This window comes from Cellulomonas sp. Marseille-Q8402, assembly GCF_965119525.1.
Genome location: NZ_CBCPLX010000001.1, coordinates 441086 through 457976 on the forward strand (window position 1 = coordinate 441086; position 16891 = coordinate 457976).

Genomic DNA, 16891 nt, shown 5'->3' on the forward strand with positions numbered 1-16891 from the left:
AGCGTCGCCCTCATGACGACCGAGAGCGACCCCCGTCCGGGTTCGGACCGCCAGCCCCCGTCGCACCCGCGGACCGCGGTCGTCGGACCCGGCGCGATCGGCACCACCGTCGCCGCCGCGCTGCACGAGCAGGGACGGACCCCGTACCTCGCCGGCCGCTCGGCGCGACCCGAGCTCAGGCTCGACTCCCCGCGGGGGAGCGTGGTCGTGCCGGGGCCGGTCCACACCGACCCCGGTGGGGTGCGCGAGCACGCCGACCTGGTCTTCCTGGCGGTGAAGGCGACGCAGACCGCGGCGGCGGCGAGCTGGCTCGACGCGCTCTGCGGGCCGGGCACCGTGGTCTGCGTGCTGCAGAACGGCGTCGAGCAGCGCGAGACGGTCGCGCCGCTCGTCGCCGGGGCCGACGTCGTACCGGCCGTCGTCTGGTTCCCGGCCGTGCGCCAGGACGACGACTCCGTCCGCCTCCTCGGCGACGCGCGCCTGACCGTGCCGGACGGACCCGGATCCGCGGTGGTCGAGCAGGCGCTGCGCGGAACGCTCTGCGCCGTCGACACCTCCCTCGACTTCCCGACCGCCGCCTGGCGGAAGCTCCTGCAGAACGCGGCGGCGGGTCTCATGGCGATCACCGGGCGGCGCGCGGGCGTGTTCGCACGCGACGACCTCGGCGACCTGGCCCACGCCTACCTCGCCGAGTGCCTCGCCGTCGCACGAGCCGACGGCGCGCACCTGGACGACGGCGAACCCCGGCGGATCCTCGACTCGTTCCGCGCCATGCCTCCCGACCGGGGAACCTCGATCCTCGCCGACCGCGAGCAGCAGCGGCCGCTCGAGTGGGACGTCCGCAACGGCGTCGTCCAGCGACGCGGCCGCGCGCACGGCGTCGCCACACCCCTCAGCGACGTGCTGGTGCCGCTCCTGGCCGCCGCGAGCGACGGGCCGGGCTGAACGGGCGCCGGCTCGCGGTCGACGTCACTCCCTCGCCGCCGTCGTCGTCCCCACGACCGACGCGTGCCCTGTCCCGCCGCCGGAAGTGGTCACGTCGTGCCAGCGGACCGGTCGACCAGGGCGGCGACCCGGGGAACGCGCGAGCGCACGGAGCGCAGGACGTAGCCGACCGGGCCGCCGACCACCGTCCGCCACCTCGTACCCCGCGACGGGCTCGAGGGTCAGGTGGGCGCTCCACGGGGCGTCGCCGGGGTCAGACCTTGACACCCCCGTGCCGTCCCGTCCATTGTTCATTGTACGTGTTCAATGAACAGGAGTCGCCGTGTACATCTCCGGGCTGTGCGTCAGGACCGCCGGCGACGGGTCGGTCTGCGTGCCGTGGCCGACAGCCGGGATCATGCTGATGATCGTCGTGGCGGTGCTGGCGATCGCCCTCGTGCCGCTCGTCGTCAGCAGCCGACGTGTCGCGACCGCCTCGGGCGCTGCCGCTCGCGCGAACCGTCACGCGACGCTCGGATCGCTCACCGGTGCAGCCCTGCTCGTGGGGGTGCTCTGCGGGTTCGCGTTCGTCGCGCTGTTCGCCCCGATCGTGGCAGACGGCCGGGTCGTCGCCGTCCTGCCTGCCGTCGCAGGCCTGTGCCTCGTGCTGGCCCAGGCGCTCACCCAGGTGACCTGGCCGCGCCCCACGGGAGCGCTGCGGGATGCGGACCTGGTGCGTCGGAGCCGCGCGGACGTGGTGCCCGTCGGTGCTCACCGGCTCCTGGTCACCTGGGGGCTCAGCCTGGTGGTCGCGCCTGCCGCGTTCGCCGCACTGGCCGAGGGACCGCGCATCGTCGCCGGCGGCAGCGGCGCGGACCGCCTGACCTGGGGCCCGTACCCGGGGCTCTACTACGGCGTGCCGGTCGCGGTCGCCGCCGTGGTCGTCCTCGCGGCGACCGAGCTCGCGCTTCGTCTGGTCCTCCTGCGCCCGGCGGTGCCCGGCGTGTCCCGGGAGTGGGACCTGCACCTGCGGCGCCGCTCGGCGCGGCACCTCGTCGGTGGCGTCCAGCTCGCGCTCGCCGCGATGCTCACGGGAGTGCTCGTCCTCGCCGGTCTGGGGCACCGGTCGGTCGGCCCCGTGGTTCTCGGCTCCTTCCTCCTCACCGCCGCGGCCGCCGTGGCGCTGGCCGCGCTGGTCGCGCAGCTGCGGATCCCGCGCCGCCGGACCGGGCGAGCTTCAGCCCGGTCGACCGTCGAGGCGGCGGCGCCGTGAGGATCACCATCGACCTCGGCAGCGCGACACCACAGTACGAGCAGCTCCGGCAGCAGGTCGCCGCACTCGTGGTGTCCGGAGCACTGGTCGAGGGGGACCGGCTCCCGACGGTCCGAGCCCTGGCCACGGACCTCGGCATCGCGGCCGGCACCGTCGCCCGCGCGTACCGGGACCTCGAGTCGGCGGGTGTCGTCACGACGCGCCGCCGGGTCGGCACCGTGGTCACCTCGGCCACGCGGGCACCCGGCCGGACCGGGCAGGCCGCGCGCGAGCTCGTCGCACTCGCTGCTGCCGAGGGCGTGACGCCGCACGAGCTCCTCGACCTCGTGCGGTCCGAGCTCCTGACCGCGGCCGCGGGCGACGTCCCTCCCGTGGCGGGCGCGTGACCGTGGGCGAGCCGGAGTCCCCGCCCCCGAGCCCGACGTCGATCGACGCCGCACGCCTCGAGCGACGCGACTCGCTGCTGCTCACGCTGCGGACCGGTGCTCCGCACCCGCAGCGGTGGCGCCGACTCGGGACCTCGACACGGCGTCTCGCAGAGCAGTCGCCGGGCCGGCCGGCCGGGGAAGGGTCCCGCGCTGACGACGCAGGAACGGGGGACCAGGGGCCGAAGGTCCGGCGGGTGGCCGCCCGGAGCGCGGGAGACTCCTCCGGAGCGGCAGCGCGGCTGCTCCCGACGGGAGGCACGGCACATGAAGATCCTGGTGGCGACGGCGAGCCGGCACGGCTCGACCCGCGAGATCGGTAGCCGGCTCGCCGACGAGATCTTCGCCGGCCTCCGCACGCGTGGCGTCGAGGCCGAGGTCGAGCACCTCGACGCCGGGCTCGTCGGCGACGTGGCGGCGTACGACGCGGTGGTGCTCGGGAGCGCGGTCTACCTGGGACGGTGGCTGAAGGACGCGGTCCGGCTGGCGGAGCGCCGGCTCGCCGTCCAGGACCGGCCCGTGTGGCTGTTCTCCAGCGGACCTGTCGTGGAGGGGGACGACGCCGAGAACCTGTCGTGGGCTCGCACGCCCTGGGCGGTCGAGCACCACATGTTCGGCGGGAAGCTCGACCGGTCGGTGCTGTCGTGGCACGAACGGCTCGCCGTGCGAGCCGCCCGTGCACCCGACGGAGACCGGCGCTCGGACGACGAGATCGTCCGGTGGGCGGCGACCATCTGCGCCGCGCTGGCGGAACGCCGGTGAGCGACGCAAAAGTCGTTGTGCCCCGGCAGCAGCGCCGCTACGTTCCGAGTGCCGGTCCCCGAGTCCAGGAGGTGGTATCCGTGAACGCCGTATCGACATGGGTGCTCCCTGTGCGGGACACGGTCGGGCGATAGGTCGCCCGGGAGCGCCGGCAGCGAGCGCTCCCGAGAGGCACGACCATGCGATTCACCTCCGAGCAGCACCACGACGACCGCGTCGTCGAACGCGAGTTCACCCTCGGCGACATCCCCGGGACCTTGTGGGCACCCCGCGCCACGCCCGCACCGCTCATCCTGATGGCGCACAACAACGGTCTCCCGCGGTCCGATCCCCGCTTGGTGGCCAGAGCCCGGTACACGGCCGGCGCGCACGGTTACGCGGTCGCGTCCATCGACGCAGCCGGCTGCGGTGACCGCGGCGGCTCCGGCGCCCTCGAGCAGGCCCGCGCCGACCTCCGCCGGGCCCTGCAGGCCGGCGAGCCGGTGGAGGAGATCCTCGAGTCCCTGGTCGCACCGCTCGTGCACGACGCGGTCCCGGAGTGGCGGGCCACCCTGGACGAGCTCCTCGCGCTGCCCCAGGTGACCGGGCCCGTGGGGTACTGCGGGTGGGCGGCCCTCGGCATCCGGCTCGCCGTCACCGAGCCGCGCGTCGCTGCTGCGTGCCTGTTCGCCGGAGGCTTCGTACCGCGTGCTCAACGCGACGAGGCGCGGCAGGTGACCGCCCCGATGCTCTTCCTGCTGCAGTGGGACGACGAGGGGAACCCGCGGCAACGGGCCGTGGACCTGTTCGACGCCTTCGCCAGCGCCGAGAAGACGCTGCACGCCAACCGGGGCGGGCACCTCGGCACGCCGGCGTTCGAGCTGGAGGACACCTGCCGGTTCTACGACCGGCACCTGCGGGGCGCCTAGGCGTCCGCGTCCGATCGTGCTCGACCGCCCCGGGCGCCGGTGTCACGTGACCGCTCGTGCGTCCCGTAGCGAGCGGACATGGTCAGCGCCGCCTCTTCGACGGCGCGGGCGACCGCGTCCGTCGCGGGGTCCCAGTCGACCAGGAACATCCGCGGCCACAGCACGAAGTTCGAGATCATCCCCATCATCTGCGTGGCCGCCATCGTGGGGTCCCCGACGGTCAGGGTCCCGGCGCGTGCGGCGGCTTCCAGGTAGCGACGCACCTCCTCGAAGAACGGCAGCTTGCCGAGGTCGAACTGCCGGCGGCCGAGGTCGGGGGACGACGGGGCCTCGCTGATCACCAGGCGGAACAGCTCGGCCATCCCCGGTCGGCGCAGCAGGTCGGCGTAGACGGTGCCGAGTGCTCTGATCCCCGCCTCGGGGTCGGCCGGGTCGAGGTCCGCGGTGAGCTGCGTACGCGGTGTCCACACGTCGTCGACGATCGCGTCGAACAGCGAGTCCTTGGTCGGGAACTGCTTGAACAGCGTGGACTTCGACACCTGGGCGGCCGTGGCGACCTGCGTGAGCGAGGTTCGTGCGAAGCCCTGGGTCCCGAAGAGGGTGGTGGCAGCGGCGAGGATCGCGGCCCGCTTGTCGGCGGCGACGCGCTGGTGGAAGGACGACATACCCGGCACGGGCGCCAGCGTACCGGTGAGCGAGTCACTTGACTCGCCTCACGCGAAGGCGCACGATTCGTGCTGCGAGTCGAACGACTCGCAGCACGGGAGGGAACAGCATGGGAACGCGCTACGACGAGGCCGTCGTCCTCATCACCGGAGCCACGGGCGGGATGGGGGAGTCCCACGTCCGCGGCTACCACGCCGAGGGCGCACGGGTCGTCATCACGGGCCGACGCGACGACGCGGGAGAGGCTCCGGCACGCGAGCTCGGAGAGCGGGCTGCGTTCGTGCACCTCGACGTCACCGAGCCCGACCACTGGTCGCGTGCGGTCGAGGTGGCCGAGGCGGAGTTCGGGCCGGTCTCCGTCCTGGTCAACAACGCCGGCCTGCAGACGCCACCCGCTCCGATCGAGCACACCGACCCGGCCGACTGGGCGCGCGCCCTGGCCGTCAACGCCACCGGTGCGTTCCTCGGGATCCGGGCGGTGACTCCGTCGCTCCGCCGTGCCGGAGGGGGCTCCATCGTCAACATCGCCTCGACGATGGCCCACGTCGGCACCGCCCGCTTCGCGCCCTACACCGCCGCCAAGTGGGCCGTGCGTGGCCTGACGCGCACCGCCGCGCTGGAGCTGGGGCGTGACCGCATCCGGGTGAACTCGGTGCACCCCGGCGTGGTCTCCACGCCGTTCGTCCACGAACCGGTGCCCGGGTCCGGCGTCGCGATCGCCGACGCCTTCTCGCCCGACGTCTTCGCCGTCCCGCGCCTGGCCGAGCCGCGTGAGGTGACCGACATGCTGCTGTGGCTGACCTCGCGCGAAGCCACCTTCGTCACCGGCTCCGAGTTCGTCGTCGACGGTGGCCTGCTGCTGGGCCCCGCGATGCCGGCGGGGGAGACCGTCCGTGCCTGACCTCGCCGCCGTCAGGGCCGCCCTGTCCCTCGACCGGCGGTCGAGCGCCACGGCACGCACGATCGACCTGACCACCACCGGAGCCCGTTCCGGGCGCCCCCGCAGGATCGAGATCTGGTTCTACCGGGCCGGCGACGAGCTGTACCTCAGCACCGCACCGGCCCGCCGGGACTGGTACGCCAACATCGTCGCGAACCCGAGGATCGTCGTGCACCTGAAGAACGGTGTGCGAGCCGACCTCCCGGCCACAGGCATCGCGGTCACCGACCCCGCCGAGCGCGAACGGGTGCTCCGCGAGATCGTCGACGAGCTCCGGCACCCGGACAACCGCGGTGGCGTGCAGGAGATCATCGGCTCGGCCGACGACTGGATCGCCGGGAGCCCGCTGGTGCGCATCGACCTGGACGACCGGTCGTTGCTGCCCGGCGACCGGTAGGTCCCTCGCCCGAGCGATCGTCCGCCGTGGGTGAGGCGGTGCGAGAGGTGACTCCGGAAGTCTCCGTCCTGTGGAACCTGGCGATGTACGACGCGGGCAAGCTGTTCGTGCCGAACGACTTCGGCCTGTACTCGATCGGGTCGACGACCGACGGGTTGACGCCTGACGACGACGGCGGGCTGACGTTGCGCATCCAGCACGTCCCCCCGGACGACACCGCCAACTGGCTCCCGGCACCGGCAGCCGGTTCCTTCACCCTCACCATGCGCCTGTACGGCGCCGGACCTGCGTACCTGGACGGGAGCTGGCGGCTGCCCCCGGTGACCCGAGCGACCCAGTGACGCACCCGGCGAGGTCCAGACCTCGAGCTCGGGTGCCTCGCTGAGCTCACGCGGACACTGCGGGCAGCGGACCACACCGGTCGACGTCAGCGCGGTGCGAGGGGAGCCGCGATGGGCGACCGCCCGCCGAGCAAGACGCGCTACGGCCGTCGTCGGTACTGGGCGCACCTCGGCGGGCTCCTGGTTCAGCCCACCGGCGATGGCACCACGTTCTGGCGCAGGCACCGGCCGCCCTCGTCCGAGCTCGCCGTTCCTTGACTCCCCGTGACGGACTCGTGCAGGTGACACCGGCCGACGAAGCGGCGCCGCTGGTGTCCGGGGCGGGCGTCGTCGTGGACCTCGGTCCCGTACCAGGCATCAGCATGGCGACACCGCGACACGCACGGCGGCCGTCCGCACCTGGCGCCGTCGGCGTCGAGAACTGCGGGCTGCCTCAGTCCGGGCGCAGCCCTGCGCGGAGCACGGCCGTGATGGTGCCTCGGTCGGCGGGGGTGCCGAGGCGGACGGCGTGCTCGATCCCGCACACCAGGCGCATGAGCTGCTCGAGGGTCACGTCGGTCCGAACCGCCCCGGCCTCCTGCGCGCGGTCGAGCAGAGTGGCCGCGGACCGGGTCAGCTCGACCTTGGCCGCGCCGACCTCGGTCGAGGAGTCGTCGACGGCCAGGAGCACGCGCTGCAGCCCGTCGTCGGAGAGCATCAGGTCCAGCATCGTGGACAGGAAGTCGTCGAACGCGGCTCCCGCGTCGTCGGACCGCAGGGCGGTGCGCGCGGACTCGAGAGCCCTCTGGACGGTGCCTGCGGCGAGCGCCTCGACGAGAGCCTCGACGGTGGGGAAGTGGCGGTACACGGTCCCGACGCCGACTCCCGCCGCCCGGGCGACGTCGTTCAGGCGCAGTCCGGCGCGGTCCCCGCCCGCGGCTGCGGCCAGGATGCGCTCACGGCTGCGCGCGGCGTCGGAACGGAGCGGCGGCATGGGACCCACTCTAGCCGAAGCGGATGGATCATCCGGTACTGTGCAGACACGGATGCCCTATCCGCTTCGAGATGAGGACTTCATGACCGAGACGACCGGCATCATCGACCGCGGCGCGTGGGACCGCCTGCGCGCCGCCGGCCGGCCCGTCGGGTCGGTGGTGACGCACCCCGGCGTCGGGGTCGACGCCCGCACTCCTGAGCGACCGGGGATCCGCGACGGCTCCACCCCGTACCAGCGCAACCCGTACTCGCCCTGGGCCCAGGGGAAGGACGCCGCGGCATGGCCCGGCGTGCGGGCGCTGACGGACCCCGGGGTGCGCGGCGGGGAGTACTACGGGCCCGCCGAGGGGATGCGTGGCATCCCGGTTCGCCTGCCCGTGCCTGCGCGCACCGCGGAACCGGACGCCGCTGTGGCGCGACGCCTGCGGGCCGAGGTCGAAGCGCTGGCCGGGGTCGAGCTGCGCGTCTGAGACACGACGCGCGGGCTGATCGGGCGACCCAGGTGCCGGGGAATGGAACCACGATCTGGCGGGGACGGCAGACGTCCGGCGTGGCGACGTTCTGACATAACGTCCATTATCGGCGTTCGATCAGGACGGGTACCGACTCGAGCGAAGTGCTTCGTGTCGCCATCCAAGTTGGTGTCGTTACCCGAGGAAGCCCGCGGGCGCGTCGTCCGGACACAGGGTCCGGGCGGCGAGTGCGACGACCACTCCGCTCACGAACTCGTCGGTGTCGAGCTGGTCTGTGACGGATCGCGTGGCAGCGGCGAACGCCTCCTCGGCGTCGTCCTCCTGCGCCATGACGTGGCAGCTGGTTCGGCCGGCGTCGAGAGCAGCTTCATCGTCGGGGTAGCCGGGCTGCTCGAGGATCACCTCGTCGTAGCCCTCGCGGAAGTCCTGCTCGGCGGGGTCCGGCGCGCACGCCGCCAGCAGGGGCACGAGGACGACGAACACCGCCGCTCCAACTGATCTCCGCACAGTCGCACGATAGCGGGGCGGCCCGGGCCGCTACGTTCGCAGCGACCCGTCGCCGTGACGCGGAACGCGTGCTACTCGACTCGACCCGATACGTCTCGGTACCAGTCGATCAGGTCGAGCTGCGACCCGACCACCTACGCCTCAGAACGTGACGACGGTGGCACCCTCGAGCGTGAAGCGCAGCAGCTCGTCGCGTGCGACCCGGAGCCGGAACCCTCGGGCGTCCAGGTCGGCCTCGACGCCGTCCGCCCGTGCCGAGTTGACGCACGCTCCGACGACGACGCCGGCGGCGACCAGCTCGTCGAGCTGGCGGTCGAACGTCGCGTCGGCTTCAGTGGCGCCCCGGCCGATCCGACGCTGCGCGGGACCGAAGCAGAACACCTCGAGCTCCACGCCCTGGTCTGCCGCGACCTCGAGGATCCGCTGCGCCACCCGGGTTCCGAGAACCACGGAGTCGTCGTCGTCGTGGAACACGTGGACCACTGTCTTGGGCATGAGCTCGCCTCTCGCGTCGGTGTGGCCGCACCCTCGCACCTGGCCGGCCTACCCTCACGGCGCGTTCCAGCCTCTGGGAACGGATACCCCATCCGGGGGCTCTCGAGCAGGCGTCCGCCGCGGTGCGGTCCGTCGAGGTGCGGACGGCGACGGCACCCGCTGAGCGGTTCCGAGGGCGCCGGCCCGGAACGGGGACGCCGAGGGCCACCGGGAGGGCAGCACTCCCCCGGCGTCCGACGGTGCCCCCGGGGATCAGCGTCCGGGCAGCGCGCTCAGCGCCCGCGACCGCTGCTCGAGCAGCTCGGCGTAGGTGCCGTCGCGCTCCGCCCAGCGCAGGGCCTGGGCGCGCTCGACGACGATCTCCCGCGGCGTCGGCGTCCGGGCGAGCAGCCCGAGGGCCTCGTCGAGGTACGCGTCCAGCGGCAGTGCGGCGGGGTTGATCTTCTCCTGACCGGCGGTCGCGACGGCCCGGCGGCACGAGCTCCGTCACCTCGACACCGGTCCCCGCGAGCTGCGCGCGGAGCGACTCGGTGTAGGCGTGCACACCGGCCTTCGAGGCGCCGTAGCTCGCCATCAGCGGGAAGGGCATGAACGCGATCCCGGAGGTCACCGTGAGGATGTCGCCGCGTCCCAGGCCGACGAGGTGCGGTGTGAAGGCGTCGACGACCCGGATGGTCCCGAGCAGGTTGACGTCGATGGTGGTCTCGGCCTGCGTGATGTGCGCGGGGTCGCGGAGGTCCTCGAGGAGCATGACGCCCGACATCGTCACGACGAGGTCCAGGTCGGGGTGTGCGGCCAGCACCTCGTCGCGGGCGCGCAGGACGGAGCCGGGGTCGGTGACGTCGACGGTGACGGTCTCGAGCCCGACGACGCGGTCGGTGCTGCGGCCGCCGACGACGACGGTGGATCCCGCGTCGGCGAGGCGCCGCGCGAGGCCGTGGCCGATCCCCGAGGTCCCTCCGACGATCAGGGCGGTGCGCTGGGTGAGGTCCATGTGTCTGCTTCTTCCTTCGTGACGACGGGTGCCCGAGGATCATCACGGCGAGCGAGGTCCGGCAGACAGGCCCCTGCTGGTCCGGGGAGTGACAGGGCCCCCTCTCGCCGTCGCCACCGCAGCTAGCGTGACGCGCATGAGCGAACCCGCCGGCTCGAACCGGCTCGGCCGGTACCTCCTCGCGCGGCGCGCGCTGGTCACGCCCGAGCAGGTCGGCATCCCGGGCGGCAGCAACCGCCGGGTGACGGGGCTCCGCCGCGAGGAGGTCGCGATGCTCGCCGGCATCAGCGCCGACTACTACCTCCGCCTGGAACGCGGACGCGACGACAACCCGTCCGTGCAGGTCCTGGAGTCCCTGGCCCGCGTCCTGCTGCTGGACGAGGTGGAGACCGAGTACCTCCTGGGCCTCGCCTCCGGCCGGCCGACGACCCGCCGCCGGCGACGCCGCGAACGCGTGCCCGACCGCCTGGAGCACCTCCTCGCGGCCCTGGACGTGCCGGCCTTCGTCGAGGGGCGCTACTTCGACGTCCTCGCGGCCAACCCGCTCGCGATCGCCCTCTCCCCCCGGCTGGCGCCGGGACACAACCGCCTGCGGTCGGTGGTCCTCGATCCCGAGGAGCGCGAGTTCCACGACGACTGGGACACGGCGGTCGTCGACACCGTGGCCGCGTTCCGCCACACCCTGGGCGACGACATCTCCGCCCCACGCGCGGTCGAGCTCGTCGGCGAGCTGTCCCTCGCGAGCGCGCGGTTCCGCTCCGTCTGGGCGCGGCAGGACGTGCGTCGGCTGGAGGGCAACACCGCCGACGTCCACCACCCCGTGGTCGGCGCGCTGCACCTGCACCGCGAGAAGCTCCCGGTCGGCGGCGTCATCCTCGTCCTCTACTACCCGGCCGTGGGCAGCGAGTCCGCGGAGAAGCTCCGCGTCCTCGCCTCGCTCGCCGCACCGGCTACTGCGCGAGGCTGAACCACACGGTCTTGCCGCGTCCCTCGGGGCGAGCGCGGTGACCCCAGCGCGTGGCGAGCATCGACACCAGGCGCATGCCCTGCCCGCCGGGGGTGTCCGGCCCGGTGTCGCGGACCTCGGGCGGGTCGGGGCTGTCGTCGGAGACCTCGACGACGACCTGGCCACCGAGGACGCTGAACCGGACCTCCACGTCGCCGCCGGGGCCGTGCACGACGGCGTTCCCGACGAGCTCGCTGGTCAGCAGGGCGATGTCGGGCAGCAGGTCCGGTCGCACGCCGCAGTCCCGGGCGCGGTCCGTCGTCCAGTGCCGCGCGACCCAGACCGCTCCGCGCTGCGGCGGCACGCGCAGCTCCATCACGGTGCGGGCCGGGACGGCGCCGCCCGACTCCCGCCACCACTCGGCACGGTGGCCGTCCAGGTCCTGGCGGAGCACGTGCACGTCCGGTGCCTCGATGCCCACGTCCCGCCCTCGCATCCCGGCGCGCCCTCCGCCGTGTGCGGTCCAGGGCACGACCGTCGGGAGTCAAGGGAGGCTGACGACGGTGTGCGACCAGCATCACACGCTTTCGTGCATCCGTCCCCCGGCGGCGGGTCCGCGGGAGCGCGGACGTGGGACACTGGAGGTGTCGCTGGTCGACCACCACCCAGGAGGGTGCCCCGTCATCGGCCCTGGCGCGTGCGGCGCCGGAAAGCCCTGGTGACGACATGCAGGCGACCCTGGACCGGTACGCGGCGGGCGCGAGCGACCAGCTGGGCTTCGCCATCAGCTGCAGCCTCATGCTGCGGACGGGCTCGGCGATCGACCAGGTCGCGAGCAACGACCCCAGTGCCGCGGCGTGCGACCAGGTCGAGGCCCGTGAGGGCGCCGGGCCCTGCATCAGCGCGATCGAGCAGCTGTCCAGCATCCTCATCGAGGACCTCGACGCCGAGGACCGCTGGCCCCAGTGGCAGGAAGCGGCCCGGTCGTCCGGCTTCCGGTCGTTCATCGCGCTGCCGGGTTACGTCGACGAGCGCACCACCGTGGCGCTCAACGTCTACAGCCGGGAGCCGGACGCGTGGCACCGCGACCGCATCGTCGGGCTCGACCAGTACGTGCAGGAGCTGGCCGCGATGCTGCACGCGGCGACCTCCTGACGTCTGCGCCCGCGCCGGCGCGTACGCTCCGGCCCGTGCTGCTCCTCTCCCCCGCCCGGCTCGCGTTCGTGACCGACCGGCACCTCGCCACGCTGACCACCCTGCGCCCGGACGGCAGCCCGCACGTCGTGCCGGTCGCCTTCACCTGGGACGCCGCCGCCGGAGCAGCCCGGATCACCACGCGCCGGCACACCGCCAAGGTCGCGCACGCGCGCCGCGACCCCGGCGCTCCCCTCGGCCGGGCCGCGCTGTGCCAGGTCGACGGCCGCCGGTGGCTGACGCTGGAGGGCACGATCGAGGTGGTCGAGGACCCGGTGGAGATCGCGGACGCCGTGCGGCGGTACGCCGAGCGCTACCGGCCGCGGGACTTCGACCCCGAGCGGGTCGTGCTCCGGGTCGCCGCGGACCGGGCGATGTCCTCCTCGGACCTCGGCTGAGGCCGGCTCGGGTCTCTCGCGGCCGCACCTGGTGACCCGGCTCCCCGGCCCGACCTGCGGCGGGGACGATCGTGTGGTCGACTGGCGCGCCGCGGTGTCACCGCGCGCCGGCTGCCACCTCGACCCAAGGACGATGCATGACCACGACGGCTCCCGACCAGGGCCCGCTCCGCACGACCGTGATCTACAACCCGGTGCGGGTCGCGGACCTGGAGGACCGGCGGGCGGCGGTCGAGGCGGCGCTGACCGCGGCGGGCTGGCCGCTGCCGGACTGGGTCGAGACGACGGAGGACGACCCGGGCGCAGGGCAGGCCCGCCAGGCGGTGGCGGACGGTGCGCAGGTCGTCTTCGCGTGCGGGGGCGACGGCACCGTGCGGTCGGTGATCGAGGGCCTGGCCGGCACCCGCACGGCGCTCGCGGTCCTCCCGGCCGGGACCGGCAACCTCCTGGCCGCCAACCTCGGCGTCCCCGACGACCCGGAGGCGGCGGTGCGCCTGGTGCTCGAGCGCGGGCGGCGGCGGATCGACGTCGGCGAGGTCGACGGCCGGGCGTTCGCCGTGATGGCCGGGATGGGCTTCGACGCGGCGCTGCTGGACGACGCGTCGACCACCCTCAAGGCGAAGGTCGGGCCGGTCGCGTACGTCCTGTCGGCGCTGCGGCACCTGCGGGACCCGCACATGCACGTCCGGATCCACCTCGACGACCGGCCGCCGGTGCGCCGTCGCGCCCGGTCGGTGGTGATCGGCAACGTCGGCCGCCTCCAGGGCGGGGTGCGGCTGCTGGCCGACGCGGAGCCGGACAACGGGCTGATGGACGTGGCCGTCCTCGCCCCCCGCAGCGTGGGCCACTGGGTGCAGACCGCGTGGGGCGTGCTGCGCCACCCGAAGCGGGTCCCGCACATGGACGTCCTCCGGGCCGCCCGGATCCGCGTCGTCAGCACGGACGAGCAGCCCCGGCAGCTGGACGGCGACGTCATCGAGCCGGGCCGCGAGCTGGTCGTCACGGTGCGCCCGGAGGCGCTGGAGCTGTGCGTGCCCCAGCCCGAGCGCAGCCCCGACCTGGCCGAGGGCAGCGGGCGGCTGTCCCGCTGACCCGGCCCCGACCCGCAGGAGGACCGTCGATGACGACACCACCCGTGACGCTCGCCCTGTCCGGTGCCGCCGGCCAGATCGGGTACGCCCTGCTGTTCCGCGTCGCGAGCGGCGAGCTGTTCGGCGCCGGCACCCCGGTGCGGGTGCGGATGCTGGAGGCGCCCGGTGCGCTCGCCGCCGCGGCGGGCGTCGCGCTGGAGCTCCAGGACGCCGCGTCGCCGCTGCTCGCGGAGGTGGAGGTCACCGCCGACCCGCGCGTGGCCTTCGACGGTGCCGACGTCGCGATCCTCGTCGGCGCTCGGCCCCGCGCCGCAGGCATGGAGCGGGCCGACCTGCTCGAGGCCAACGCCGGCATCTTCGGCCCGCAGGGCGCGGCCCTCAACGAGGTGGCCGGGCCGGGGATCCAGGTCCTGGTGGTGGGCAACCCGGCCAACACCAACACCGCGATCCTCGCCGCGCACGCGCCGGACGTCCCCCGGGACCGGTTCACCGCGCTGACCCGCCTCGACCACAACCGCGCCGTCGCCCAGGTGGCGCTGCACACCGGCCGGAGCGTCGCGGACGTCACGCGGGTCGCCGTCTGGGGCAACCACTCCCCCACCCAGTACCCCGACCTGCGGCACGCGCGGGTGGCGGGACGCCCGGCGCTGGACGTCGTCGACCGGGCCTGGGCGGAGGGCCCCTTCATCGAGACCGTCGCGCAGCGGGGCCGCGCGATCATCGAGGCGCGCGGCGGCTCCTCGGTGGCCTCGACCGCGACGGCGATCATCCAGCACAGCCACCTGCGCCGGTACGGGGTGCCCGACGGCGACTGGACCTCCGCGGGGCTGATCTCGGACGGCTCCTACGGGGTGCCGGACGGGCTGGTGTGCTCGTTCCCCGTCACCTCGGCGGACGGGACGTGGCGGATCGTCCGAGGTCTGGACGTCGACGCCTTCTCGCGGGCCCGGATCGACGCGTCCGTGGCGGAGCTGGTCGCGGAGCGGGACGCGGCGCGGGCCCTCGGCCACCTCTGAGCCCGTGCGCGCCGACGACCCGCGACCGAGCGCCCGCGCCGAGCGGCTCCGGCTGGCGGTCGAGCGGGACGGCGGACGGTGCGTGTGGTGCGGACGGGCGTTCGACCACCTGGTCCGCCCCACCCGCGACCACCTCGTCCCGCGCGCCAAGGGCGGCCCGTCCTGGCTGGAGAACGAGGTCCCGGCCTGCCGCCGGTGCAACGCGGAGCGCGGGCACCGGGGGTCGTCGACTGGCTCGACGAGTGCCGGGGTCGCGGCTGGCACCCCGACGAGAGCGCGGTCGCCCGGACGCTCGACGCGCTCGACCGGGCGATCACCGAGCGCGGCGGTCAGCGGCGCGCGCGGGCCTACGTCGCGGCGCAGCGCCGCCGGCTGCACCGACGCGGGACCGACCCGCCGCCGGGTGTCACGCCGGCCTGACCACGCACCACTCGTTGCCCTCGGGGTCGAGCAGCACCTGGAACGAGCCGGCCTCGCCGTGCTGCACGTCGCCGGTCCGGCGGGCGCCGAGCGCCTCGGCCTGGACCGACGCGCGCTCGATGTCGTCGACCAGGACGTCCAGGTGCAGGCGGTTCTTGACCGTCTTCGGCTCGGGCACCCGCTGGAACGACAGCTGCGTCCAGCCCGGCGGCAGGACGTACCACCAGGCGTCGTCGCGCCGGACGGGCTCGCCGCCCAGCACACCCGCCCAGAACTCCGCCAGCGCGCCCGGCGCGGCGCAGTCGATGACGACCTCGTCGATGCTCCCGATCATGGGGCGACCCTAGCGAGCCACGGGTGCAGCAGGCCCGCGAGCACGCCGGGCTGCTCGTGCGGCAGCGCGTGCCCGGCGCCGTCGACGACCGCGGCCGTCGCGTGCGGGTGGACCCCGAGCAGGTCGACGGCGGCCGCGTACCCGACGGTCGAGTCCTGACGGCCGGCGACGACGAGCACCGGACCGCCGTAGGCCGGACCGTCGGGGACGGTGAGCTGCCAGCGGGCGCCGATCCGCTCGGCGGCGTCGTCGTCGGCCAGGGCCGCGCCCGGGGCCACGAACCGGCGGTACCGGTCGAGCATCGCCGGCGTCTGCACCACGAAGTAGTCGCGGAACCCCGCATCGCCGAGGGCGTCGTCCGCGACCACCGGCCGGTGCGGCGGGACGTCCCGGGTGCCGGCCAGCAGCGGGCACACCAGCGCGAGCCCGGCGACCCGCCCGGGGTGGCGCGCGGCGAACCCCTGCGCGAAGTACCCGCCGGCGGAGTGGCCGACCAGCAGGATCGGCTCTCCCCCGCCCACCCGGTCGGCGAACGCCACCAGCACGTCGAGCACGTCGTCCGCGCTCTGCAGCGCCGGCGGTGCGGGCGTGCGTCCCGCCCCCGGGAGGTCCGGGTAGAGGCGCCGCAGCCCTCCGGCGGCGGCCAGCACAGGGTCGAAGCAGGCCAGCGGCTCCCGGTGGTCCACGCCCGCGCCGTGCAGGACGAGCACGGGACGGCCCGTCCCGTGCTCGACGTGGTGGACGTCGACGTCCACCGGCCGGTGCGCCATGGCCCGAGGCTAGACCCGGCCGGATCGCGCCCACGCGCGCGCCGGTCCTGCGTACGATCCGCGTCATGCCCGACGAGACGCTCACCGTCCGCGACGCCGCCGCCTGGCGGGCCTGGCTGGACGCGCACGAGGACGCGACCGACGGGGTGTGGCTCGTCCTCGCCCGGAAGGGCACGGTCGAGCCGACGTCGCTGACCTACGCCGAGGCGCTCGACGAGGCGCTGTGCAGCGGGTGGATCGACGGCCAGAAGCGCAGCGGCGACGCCCTGACCTTCCACCAGCGGTTCAGCCCGCGCCGGGCGCGGTCGCTCTGGTCGCAGCGCAACATCGAGCACGTCGCCCGGCTGGTCGCCGACGGGCGGATGCGCCCCCGCGGCGCGGCGGAGGTCGAGCGCGCCCGGACCGATCGCCGCTGGGAGCGCGCGTACGCCGGTTCGGCCGCGGCCGAGACGCCCGAGGACCTGCTGCGGGCCCTCGACGCGGCGCCCGGCGCGCGTGCGCGGTTCGAGGCGCTGAACCGCCAGGAGCGGTACTCCGTCCTGCACCCGCTGATGACCGCGGCGACGCCGCAGACCCGGCAGCGGCGGCTCGCCCGCGCCGTCGAGCGGCTGTCGGCGCCCGAGCCGCAGCCCTGACCGACGG

General features: G+C 74.6%; 23 protein-coding genes and 2 pseudogenes. 17 read left to right on the forward strand and 8 right to left on the reverse strand.

Features of this window, described 5'->3' with window-relative positions; genetic code table 11:
* Positions 1-12 precede the first annotated feature (12 nt).
* From ACWPWW_RS02065 to ACWPWW_RS02085, 5 genes are all read left to right on the forward strand, one after another.
* Positions 13-945, forward strand: a complete 933-nt coding sequence (locus tag ACWPWW_RS02065; RefSeq protein ID WP_454048686.1) for an oxidoreductase — start codon at positions 13-15, stop codon at positions 943-945.
* A 322-nt stretch (positions 946-1267) separates the two neighbouring features.
* Positions 1268-2197: a hypothetical protein gene (locus ACWPWW_RS02070; protein WP_454048687.1), complete on the forward strand. Its 930-nt coding sequence runs from the start codon at positions 1268-1270 to the stop codon at positions 2195-2197.
* Positions 2194-2583, forward strand: coding sequence for a GntR family transcriptional regulator (locus ACWPWW_RS02075; RefSeq protein ID WP_454048688.1), 390 nt, complete (start codon positions 2194-2196; stop codon positions 2581-2583). The genes ACWPWW_RS02070 and ACWPWW_RS02075 overlap by 4 nt, the downstream gene beginning before the upstream one ends.
* Positions 2584-2889: 306 nt before the next feature.
* Positions 2890-3384, forward strand: coding sequence for a flavodoxin domain-containing protein (locus ACWPWW_RS02080; protein ID WP_454048689.1), 495 nt, complete (start codon positions 2890-2892; stop codon positions 3382-3384).
* A gap of 179 nt (positions 3385-3563) precedes the next feature.
* Entirely contained in the window at positions 3564-4292 is a 729-nt protein-coding gene (locus ACWPWW_RS02085; protein WP_454048690.1) for a dienelactone hydrolase family protein, read from the forward strand.
* Here the strand turns inward: ACWPWW_RS02085 and ACWPWW_RS02090 are convergent.
* Complete coding sequence (locus tag ACWPWW_RS02090; RefSeq protein ID WP_454050378.1) at positions 4289-4957, reverse strand: TetR/AcrR family transcriptional regulator; 669 nt, start codon at positions 4955-4957, stop codon at positions 4289-4291. The two genes, ACWPWW_RS02085 and ACWPWW_RS02090, sit on opposite strands and share 4 nt — an antisense overlap.
* Before the next feature lie 110 nt (positions 4958-5067).
* Between ACWPWW_RS02090 and ACWPWW_RS02095 the strand changes: the two genes are divergently transcribed.
* From ACWPWW_RS02095 to ACWPWW_RS02105, 3 genes are read left to right on the forward strand one after another with little or no spacing between them, the layout of a single operon-like run.
* Complete coding sequence (locus ACWPWW_RS02095) at positions 5068-5859, forward strand: SDR family oxidoreductase (RefSeq protein WP_454048691.1); 792 nt, start codon at positions 5068-5070, stop codon at positions 5857-5859.
* Positions 5852-6295, forward strand: coding sequence for a nitroreductase/quinone reductase family protein (locus ACWPWW_RS02100; RefSeq protein ID WP_454048692.1), 444 nt, complete (start codon positions 5852-5854; stop codon positions 6293-6295). Before ACWPWW_RS02095 ends, ACWPWW_RS02100 begins: the two co-directional genes overlap by 8 nt.
* A 47-nt stretch (positions 6296-6342) precedes the next feature.
* The gene (locus ACWPWW_RS02105; protein ID WP_454048693.1) at positions 6343-6636 is read left to right on the forward strand and encodes a DUF1214 domain-containing protein; all 294 of its coding nucleotides are present in this window, start codon (positions 6343-6345) and stop codon (positions 6634-6636) included.
* A gap of 433 nt (positions 6637-7069) precedes the next feature.
* Here ACWPWW_RS02105 and ACWPWW_RS02110 read toward each other — a convergent pair whose 3' ends face one another.
* Positions 7070-7609, reverse strand: a complete 540-nt coding sequence (locus ACWPWW_RS02110) for a TetR/AcrR family transcriptional regulator (protein ID WP_454048694.1) — start codon at positions 7607-7609, stop codon at positions 7070-7072.
* Positions 7610-7691: 82 nt separating this feature from the next.
* Here ACWPWW_RS02110 and ACWPWW_RS02115 point away from each other — a divergent pair, with 82 nt between their 5' ends.
* Complete coding sequence (locus ACWPWW_RS02115; RefSeq protein ID WP_454048695.1) at positions 7692-8081, forward strand: hypothetical protein; 390 nt, start codon at positions 7692-7694, stop codon at positions 8079-8081.
* Positions 8082-8258: 177 nt separating this feature from the next.
* Here the strand turns inward: ACWPWW_RS02115 and ACWPWW_RS02120 are convergent, their stop codons facing one another.
* From ACWPWW_RS02120 to ACWPWW_RS02130, 3 genes and pseudogenes are all read right to left on the reverse strand, one after another.
* A complete protein-coding gene (locus tag ACWPWW_RS02120) occupies positions 8259-8591 on the reverse strand; it encodes a DUF732 domain-containing protein (protein WP_454048696.1) in 333 nt (110 codons plus the stop codon).
* Between the two features lie 141 nt (positions 8592-8732).
* Positions 8733-9086, reverse strand: a complete 354-nt coding sequence (locus ACWPWW_RS02125) for a DsrE family protein (protein ID WP_454050443.1) — start codon at positions 9084-9086, stop codon at positions 8733-8735.
* A 529-nt stretch (positions 9087-9615) separates the two neighbouring features.
* Positions 9616-10080 (reverse strand): annotated as a pseudogene (locus tag ACWPWW_RS02130) (SDR family NAD(P)-dependent oxidoreductase); the annotation flags it as partial.
* 136 nt (positions 10081-10216) lie between these two features.
* On the opposite strand from ACWPWW_RS02130, the gene ACWPWW_RS02135 reads away from it, so the two are divergent.
* Positions 10217-11047, forward strand: a complete 831-nt coding sequence (locus tag ACWPWW_RS02135) for a helix-turn-helix domain-containing protein (RefSeq protein WP_454048697.1) — start codon at positions 10217-10219, stop codon at positions 11045-11047.
* On the opposite strand, the gene ACWPWW_RS02140 is transcribed toward ACWPWW_RS02135, so the two are convergent.
* A complete protein-coding gene (locus tag ACWPWW_RS02140; protein ID WP_454048698.1) occupies positions 11031-11507 on the reverse strand; it encodes an ATP-binding protein in 477 nt (158 codons plus the stop codon). The two genes, ACWPWW_RS02135 and ACWPWW_RS02140, sit on opposite strands and share 17 nt — an antisense overlap.
* Before the next feature lie 245 nt (positions 11508-11752).
* Here ACWPWW_RS02140 and ACWPWW_RS02145 point away from each other — a divergent pair, with 245 nt between their 5' ends.
* The 6 genes and pseudogenes from ACWPWW_RS02145 (at position 11753) to ACWPWW_RS02170 (ending at position 15145) form a co-directional block, all read left to right on the forward strand.
* Positions 11753-12181, forward strand: coding sequence for a GAF domain-containing protein (locus tag ACWPWW_RS02145; protein WP_454048699.1), 429 nt, complete (start codon positions 11753-11755; stop codon positions 12179-12181).
* Between the two features lie 35 nt (positions 12182-12216).
* A complete protein-coding gene (locus ACWPWW_RS02150) occupies positions 12217-12618 on the forward strand; it encodes a pyridoxamine 5'-phosphate oxidase family protein (RefSeq protein WP_454048700.1) in 402 nt (133 codons plus the stop codon).
* A gap of 137 nt (positions 12619-12755) precedes the next feature.
* Positions 12756-13709, forward strand: coding sequence for a diacylglycerol/lipid kinase family protein (locus tag ACWPWW_RS02155; protein ID WP_454048701.1), 954 nt, complete (start codon positions 12756-12758; stop codon positions 13707-13709).
* Positions 13710-13738: 29 nt separating this feature from the next.
* Positions 13739-14725: a malate dehydrogenase gene (locus ACWPWW_RS02160; RefSeq protein WP_454048702.1), complete on the forward strand. Its 987-nt coding sequence runs from the start codon at positions 13739-13741 to the stop codon at positions 14723-14725.
* Between the two features lie 82 nt (positions 14726-14807).
* Positions 14808-14885 (forward strand): annotated as a pseudogene (locus ACWPWW_RS02165) (hypothetical protein); the annotation flags it as partial.
* Positions 14886-14920: 35 nt separating this feature from the next.
* Complete coding sequence (locus tag ACWPWW_RS02170) at positions 14921-15145, forward strand: hypothetical protein (RefSeq protein WP_454048703.1); 225 nt, start codon at positions 14921-14923, stop codon at positions 15143-15145.
* Here ACWPWW_RS02170 and ACWPWW_RS02175 read toward each other — a convergent pair.
* Positions 15132-15479, reverse strand: a complete 348-nt coding sequence (locus ACWPWW_RS02175; protein ID WP_454048704.1) for a VOC family protein — start codon at positions 15477-15479, stop codon at positions 15132-15134. The genes ACWPWW_RS02170 and ACWPWW_RS02175 overlap by 14 nt on opposite strands.
* A complete protein-coding gene (locus tag ACWPWW_RS02180; protein WP_454048705.1) occupies positions 15476-16249 on the reverse strand; it encodes an alpha/beta fold hydrolase in 774 nt (257 codons plus the stop codon). Before ACWPWW_RS02180 ends, ACWPWW_RS02175 begins: the two co-directional genes overlap by 4 nt.
* A gap of 65 nt (positions 16250-16314) precedes the next feature.
* Between ACWPWW_RS02180 and ACWPWW_RS02185 the strand changes: the two genes are divergently transcribed.
* Positions 16315-16884 (forward strand): YdeI/OmpD-associated family protein, encoded by a 570-nt coding sequence (locus ACWPWW_RS02185; protein ID WP_454048706.1) that lies wholly within the window; start codon positions 16315-16317, stop codon positions 16882-16884.
* Positions 16885-16891 lie beyond the last annotated feature (7 nt).